Raw genomic sequence first — 6433 nt, forward strand, 5'->3', positions numbered from 1 at the left:
TGATCATGTCCCCGGCCTCCAGGAGCGGCCCAGGAAGCGCTTGCGGGACGCGGCGACCAGGACGGGGTGGCCGAGGGCGCGCAGCCGGTCCAGGTGGGCGAGGAGCACGAGGTCGTGCTCGGCCTCCTTGGAGAAGCCGAGCCCCGGGTCGACGACGATCCGGTCCGCCGCGACCCCGCCCGCGAGCACGGCCTCCACGCGCGCGTGGAGCTCGTCCACGACTTCGGCGACGACGTCCTCGTACACCCCGTGGATCGTCGAGCCCTCCAGGAAGCCGCGCCAGTGCATGACGACGAAGGGGGCCCCGGAGGCGGCCAGGACCGGGATCATCGCCGGGTCGGCGAGGCCGCCGCTGACGTCGTTGACCAGGGACGCGCCCGCGGCGAGGGCCTGTTCGGCGACGGACGCGCGCATCGTGTCCACGGAGACCACGACGCCCTCGGAGGCCAGCCCCCGCACGACCGGGACGACCCTGCGCAGCTCCTCGTCCTCGTCGACCCGGCGCGCTCCGGGGCGTGTGGACTCGCCGCCGACGTCCACCAGGTCCGCGCCCTCGGCGACCAGGTCCAGGCCGCGCTTCACGCCGGCCGTCGTGTCGAACCAGCGACCGCCGTCGGAGAACGAGTCCGGGGTGACGTTCACCACCCCCATCACCGCGCACCGGTCCCATTCCGGGAGTCCGGCGACCCGTCCGCGTCCGCGTTGCGTGCTCATGCGTTCAGCGTAGGCCCCGGGGGGAGGCGTCGGGACGGGGGCGTGTCGTCGGGACGGGTGCGTCGGGACGGGTCCGTTTCGTCGTGACGCGAAACGGCGGCGTCGCGACGAAACCGTATCGTCGTGACGCCGCCGTACCGTCGGCACTGTTCCGTCGCGCCCTACGCCGCCTTGACGTCCCGCTCGGTCACGTGGGCGCAGGGGCGGGCCGGGGCGGGGGTGCGGCGCAGGAAGCGGGGGAGCGGGATCGCGAGGTCGACGAAGCCCTCGGCCTGCATGGCGGCGAAGCCGATGCGGGGGAGGTCACCGGAGTTGCGGTAGACGACGAAGCGGGGCTCCCAGCGGGGCTGGAACTTGGCGTTGAACTTGTAGAGGGACTCGATCTGGAACCAGCGGGAGAGGAAGACGAGCAGCCCGCGCCAGGCGCGCAGGACGGGGCCCGCACCGATCTTCTCGCCGCGCGCCAGGGCGGAGCGGAACATCGCGAAGTTGAGGGACACGCGCGTGATGTCGAACTTCGGGGCGGCCTGGAGGGCGGCGACGATGAGCAGCTCGTTCATGCCGGGGTCGGCGGAGCGGTCGCGGCGCATCAGGTCGAGGGAGGCGCCGTCGGGGCCCCAGGGCACGAAGTGCAGGATCGCCTTGAGGTCGCCGTAGGCGTCGGTGATGTCGTCGGCCTTGTGGGCGGTCGCGATCAGGCAGTCCCCGTCGGACGGGTCGCCGATGCGGCCCAGCGCCATGGAGAAGCCGCGCTCGGTGCTGGTGCCGCGCCAGTCGTCGGCGGCGCGGCGGATGCGCTCCAGCTCGGTGTCGCCGAGGTCACGGATGCGACGGACGCGGGTTTCGTAACCGGCGCGCTCGATGCGCTTGACCATCTGCCGGACGTTGCGCATCGCGCGGCCGGCCAGCGAGAAATCCGCAACGTCGACCACCGCCTCGTCACCGAGTTCGAGGGCGTCCAGACCGGTCTCGCGGGTCCACACCTCGCCGCCGGTCTCCGAGCAGCCCATCACGGCCGGGGTCCACGAGTGGGCCTTCGCCTCGTCCATGAAGCGCTCGATCGCGCCGGGCCACGCCTCGACGTCACCGATGGGGTCACCGCTGGCGAGCATCACACCGGACACGACCCGGTAGGTGACGGCGGCCTTGCCGCTCGGCGAGAACACGACGGCCTTGTCGCGGCGCAGCGCGAAGTGGCCGAGGGAGTCGCGGCGGCCGTGCTTCTCCAGGAGGGCCCGCAGCCGGGTCTCGTCCTCCTCGGTGAGGTGGGCGGCCGGGTGCTCGGGGCGGAAGGCGAGGTAGATCGTCGTGATGGCCGTCAGGAGGCCCAGGGCGCCCAGGGAGAACGCGACCGTCCACGAGGTGTTCCCCGCGTAGTCCACGGGCCCCTCGAAGCCGAACAAGCCGTACACGACGTGCGTCAGCCGGTCGGCCACGCTCGGGTCGCCGACCATCCGCTCGGAGTGGACGCTGACGATGACCATGCCGAGACCGAGGGAGCCCGCGCTCATGAGGACGAAGTTGGCCAGCGCCCGCCAGCGGCTGCGCGGATCGGGCAGCGCGTCGAACTGGTCGCGGTAGGCGATCAGTGCGACCAGCAGCGCCGTCGAGATCAGCACGCCCACGGGGGAGTGGCGGTACGTGAACTGCGCCACAGCGCCCGCCGGGAGCAGGGCCACCGCCGCGCGCCACGCGCGCCGCTTGCAGCGCTTCAGGCCGTGCGCGAGCAGCAGGAGCAGGACGCCCGCGCTGAGCGAGAGGGCCGCGGCGAACGGTCCGAAGGAGCCCGGCAGCACTTCGGCGATGGTGTGCATCCGGCTGTGGCGGAACCGCGGGAACATGCTCGCCGCGACGTCGAGCAGTCCGACGAGGGCGCAGGCCCTGCCGACGAGAACCGGAACGGACTCCGGGCGCGGGCCGCGAAGAACGCGCCGCAAGCGACTTGATCGGTTCGGAACCCCGCCCGACATTTCCCCATCTTCCTTGACAGACATCGCATCCCGTAGTTCCGCGAGTGACCTTGATCCCGGCGCCAGATCGGCCGTACCGGCGACATTGCGTCCTCTAGGACGGTGTCTGGAGGAAAGAGGTTCACTCGACTCCTCAAAGCGGCTCCAAAGGTCAGGGAAAGACCGGGACAAGCCCTCGTGAAGGAAGCGAGGGAGGCGAGGGAGCCCGGAAGGAAAGCGCAGGCAGGGAACTCCTCATGGGTCTTACGAGCAACAAGGTGCTGGTGCTGGCGATCGTGTGCGCGGCACTGCTGTTCATCGGCACGGTCTGGCTGTGGCCACGGCTGGCGCGGCGCGGCGTCGCGGTGATCGCCGGGCGCGTCGGCCTGCTGCTCGCCACCCAGGTGGCGCTCTTCGCGGCGGTGGGCCTCGCGGCCAACCAGGCGTTCGGCTTCTACGCCAGCTGGGCCGACCTCTTCGGCAAGGAGAACGGCCAGGGGGTCGTCGTCGACCACGCCGACGGCACCGCCCCGGTGGGCCCGCTGAAGGTCCTCGACGAACAGCGCGTGGAAGGCCCCGGCGGCAGCCCGCAGCTGCGCGGCCAGGTCCAGAAGGTCGCGATCACCGGCCGTACGACGAACATCGCGTCGCCCGCGTACGTGTACCTGCCGCCGGAGTACTTCCAGCCGCAGTACCGCACGCGCGCGTTCCCGGCGGCGATCGTGATGACGGGATACCCGGGGACGGCCCAGGCGCTCGTCGACAAGCTGCACTTCCCGAGCACCGCGCGGGACCTCGCCAGGGACGGGAAGATGCAGCCGATGATCCTCGTCATGCTGCGCCCGACGGTGGCGCCCCCGCGCGACACGGAGTGCGTCGACATCCCGCGCGGGCCGCAGACGGAGTCGTTCTTCGCGCGGGACCTGCCCGACGCGGTCGCCTCGCACTACCGGGTGGCCAAGAAGTGGGGCGTCGTCGGGGACTCCACGGGCGGGTACTGCGCCCTGAAGCTCGCCATGCACCACCCCGAGGTGTTCGCCGCGGGCGCGGGCCTCTCGCCGTACTACAAGGCGCCGATCGACGCGACGACGGGCGACCTGTTCCAGGGGAACGCGACGCTGAAGAACGAGGCGGACCTGAAGTGGTTCCTCAAACACCGTCCCGCTCCGGACACTTCACTGCTCGTCACCAGCAGCAGGGAGGGCGAGAACAACTACAAGGCCACCCTGAAGTTCATCGACATGGTGAAGGCGACGAACAAGACGCGCGTCTCGTCGATCATCCTCGACAGCGGCGGGCACAACTTCAACACGTGGAAGCGGGAGATTCCGGCCACCCTCCAGTGGGTGAGCGAGCGGCTCGCACAGCAGTGAGTGTCCCGCGCGGGGCGGGCGGAGAAGTCCCGGTGGCGCACTCCGGCTGGAAATGATCTTGGTTTTGGAGCGTCGCACTTCCTGGTTCGGCCGGAATTGATTTCCGGCGGCTTGCGAAGGTTTCGGGATGGCTGTGTTTTTACGGGGCGGGGCGCCAACGCTCCCCTACGCGCGGTAAGTTTCTGGCCATGCCACGTGGACGTCACCGCCATTCACCGCCTTTGCACAGGCTGCTGCCCCCGTCGGCGATCGCAGGCGTCTCCCTCGTCTGCGCCTTCGGTCCGTGGGTGTTCTCCGATACGGGCGTGCTCCGGGTGGTCGCCGCTATCGCCGCCGCGGTCGCGATAGTCGGCGCGGCCGTCCTGCGCCGCTGGGACTCGCAAGCCGGCAAGACGGTCGCCGATCTGTCCCGCGCGCGGGTGAGCGACGAGTGGCGCTTCGAGGAGCGGGTCGCCGAGCTGGAGAGCGATCTCGAAGAGTCCCGTGCGCTGCGCGGCAAGCTGGAGCAGCGGCTGCGCGCGAAGCGGACCGAACTGGCCGGGCTGCGCAACGAACACGCCGCCCTGCTGCGGCGGTACGCGACCGCGGAGACCGAGCGGGCGAGCGCGCTGGAGGGACGTCGGCGGCTGGAGCTGGAGAGTTCGGCGGCTGCCGGGTCCGAGCCGAAGCCGGCGCTGTCGTTGTCGCCGTCGTCGTCGGAGGGGGCCGCCGAGAGTGCCGAGGCCGATGTCGAGGCCGCTGCCGTCGAGCCGGGGCTGTTCTCGCCCGAGGGCACGAAGCTGTTCCTGCGGGCCGCGGAGGCGTTGAACCGTATCGAGAAGCCGGAGGGCCCGTCCGAGAAGGCGCCGGCCGACAAAGGTGCCTCGGTGAAGGGTGACGCTCCGGCGAAGGGTGACGTTCCGTCGGGCGGCGACTCGCCCAAGGGCGGTTCGCCGAAGGGCGGTTCCGCCGAGAGCGGTGAGCCCGTGGCGGAGGACGAGGCCGAGGGGAAGTCCGAGGCGGCCGACGCGCAGGAGCACGCGGTCGCCGGAGGCACAGGGCGTACGGACGACGGCGCCGACGGGGACTCCCGGCAGGGTGACGGTGCCGTCCAGGCGCGCGGCGTTCTCCAGGGCACCTCTTCCGCGCTGGACGCGCTCGCGCGCCAGAGGGGTATCGCCGGGCGCGGTACCGACACGGAGGACCGGACCGCCGTCGAACCCGTGCACGCCCTTGAGCCCGCGCACCCGACGGGGATCGCGCAGCAGACGTCCGCCTCCGGCGCGATCGTCCCGCGTCCCGCCGGGCACTTCGCGGTGCCGACCGCCGTCGCCGTCGTCCCCACCGCGCAGCCCGTGCGGCGTCCCTCGGCCGAGGGCGGCTTCGACTTCTTCGGCACGAAGCAGGACGCCGAGCTGGAGGCCGTGCAGAACGAGGACCTCGCCGACGTCGTCGGCCAGGAGGCGCTCGCCCTGCACAAGGCCGAGTCCGAGGCCGAGTTCAAGCCCGCCGACGAGGCGTCCCGCGGCATCGGCCAGGTCGTCGACCTCACGGCCCACGACGAGACCGAAGTGCTCGACCTCCAGGGGCTGCGCAGCGCGGCCTACTGACGCTCACTTCGAGGGCCGTACGACCGTGCCACGACGGTCGTACGGCCCTCGCGGCGTTTCCGCGGCCCCTCACGCCATCCAGCGGTCCGGAGGCGCGTCGAGGCGGCTGGTGCGGGAGCGGTCCGCCTGGCCCTGGAGGAGGGCTACGGCGTCGTCCATGGCTCTCAGCGGGGCGGAGACGGTCTTGTCGGCGCCCGTGTCCACGTGGACGCTCGCGAGGCGCCAGAGGCGGCTCCAGGGGCCCTGGGTGAGCCGTACGCTCTGGACCTTGGCGTGGGGGACGAGGGCGAGGTGGCGGCGGAGGAGGCCGTGGCGGGAGGCGAAGACCGTGTCGGTGACGGCGATGCCGTACCCGCGCCACCACCCCGGCACGACCCGCCCCGCCCGCTTCGGGGGCCGGGAGAGGACCGTCGGGACGGTCACCCCGGGCAGCACGCGCGCGATGATCTCCTCGGCGGCCGCCCTCGGGGCGACCGGCACGAGCAGCGAGTTCTCCGACCCGGCGACGTCCAGCTCGACCCGCACCCAGCCCAGGCGCCGCCACAGCAGCGGCTCCACGATCCGCACGGTCTGCACCCGCCCCGGCGGCACCGTCTCGTGCGAGCGGTCCAGCAGCCCGTGGTCGAGCCGCAGCCCGTCGGGCGACTCGCCGACCGTCCAGTCGTACTCCGCCACGAACCGCCCCACCGTGCCCGCGCCCGCGGCGCCCAGCAGCGGCAGCCCGGCGACCAGCGCGGTCCACCAGTTCGTGGCCGTCCACAGCAGCGGCACCACGACGGCCGCGCCGAGCAGCGCGACCCACGTGCCG

4 protein-coding genes and 1 pseudogene are annotated in these 6433 nt (G+C 72.1%); 2 read left to right on the forward strand and 3 right to left on the reverse strand.

Annotation, left to right across the window (positions count from 1 at the left end; all coding sequences use genetic code 11):
* Positions 1-24: 24 nt before the first annotated feature.
* Together folP and ACVNF4_RS30745 are read right to left on the reverse strand one after the other, a co-directional pair.
* Positions 25-714 (reverse strand): annotated as a pseudogene (gene folP, locus ACVNF4_RS30740) (dihydropteroate synthase); the annotation flags it as partial.
* 161 nt (positions 715-875) lie between these two features.
* The gene (locus ACVNF4_RS30745) at positions 876-2684 is read right to left on the reverse strand and encodes a phosphatidylglycerol lysyltransferase domain-containing protein (protein WP_461806161.1); all 1809 of its coding nucleotides are present in this window, start codon (positions 2682-2684) and stop codon (positions 876-878) included.
* A gap of 236 nt (positions 2685-2920) precedes the next feature.
* On the opposite strand from ACVNF4_RS30745, the gene ACVNF4_RS30750 reads away from it, so the two are divergent.
* Together ACVNF4_RS30750 and ACVNF4_RS30755 are read left to right on the forward strand one after the other, a co-directional pair.
* Positions 2921-4036: an alpha/beta hydrolase gene (locus ACVNF4_RS30750; RefSeq protein ID WP_461806162.1), complete on the forward strand. Its 1116-nt coding sequence runs from the start codon at positions 2921-2923 to the stop codon at positions 4034-4036.
* 188 nt (positions 4037-4224) lie between these two features.
* Entirely contained in the window at positions 4225-5625 is a 1401-nt protein-coding gene (locus tag ACVNF4_RS30755) for a hypothetical protein (RefSeq protein ID WP_461806163.1), read from the forward strand.
* A 69-nt stretch (positions 5626-5694) separates the two neighbouring features.
* Here the strand turns inward: ACVNF4_RS30755 and ACVNF4_RS30760 are convergent.
* The coding region (locus ACVNF4_RS30760; protein ID WP_461806164.1) for a PH domain-containing protein at positions 5695-6433 on the reverse strand (739 nt) is incomplete at its 5' end.

Source organism: Streptomyces sp. S6 (genome assembly GCF_054880855.1).

What these genes read in the sequence shown, in the direction of transcription:
- ACVNF4_RS30745 (WP_461806161.1), bottom strand. Translation starts at nt 2,684, where the DNA reads ATGTCGGGCGGGGTTCCGAACCGATCAAGTCGCTTGCGGCGCGTTCTT.
- ACVNF4_RS30750 (WP_461806162.1), top strand. Translation starts at nt 2,921, where the DNA reads ATGGGTCTTACGAGCAACAAGGTGCTGGTGCTGGCGATCGTGTGCGCG.
- ACVNF4_RS30755 (WP_461806163.1), top strand. Translation starts at nt 4,225, where the DNA reads ATGCCACGTGGACGTCACCGCCATTCACCGCCTTTGCACAGGCTGCTG.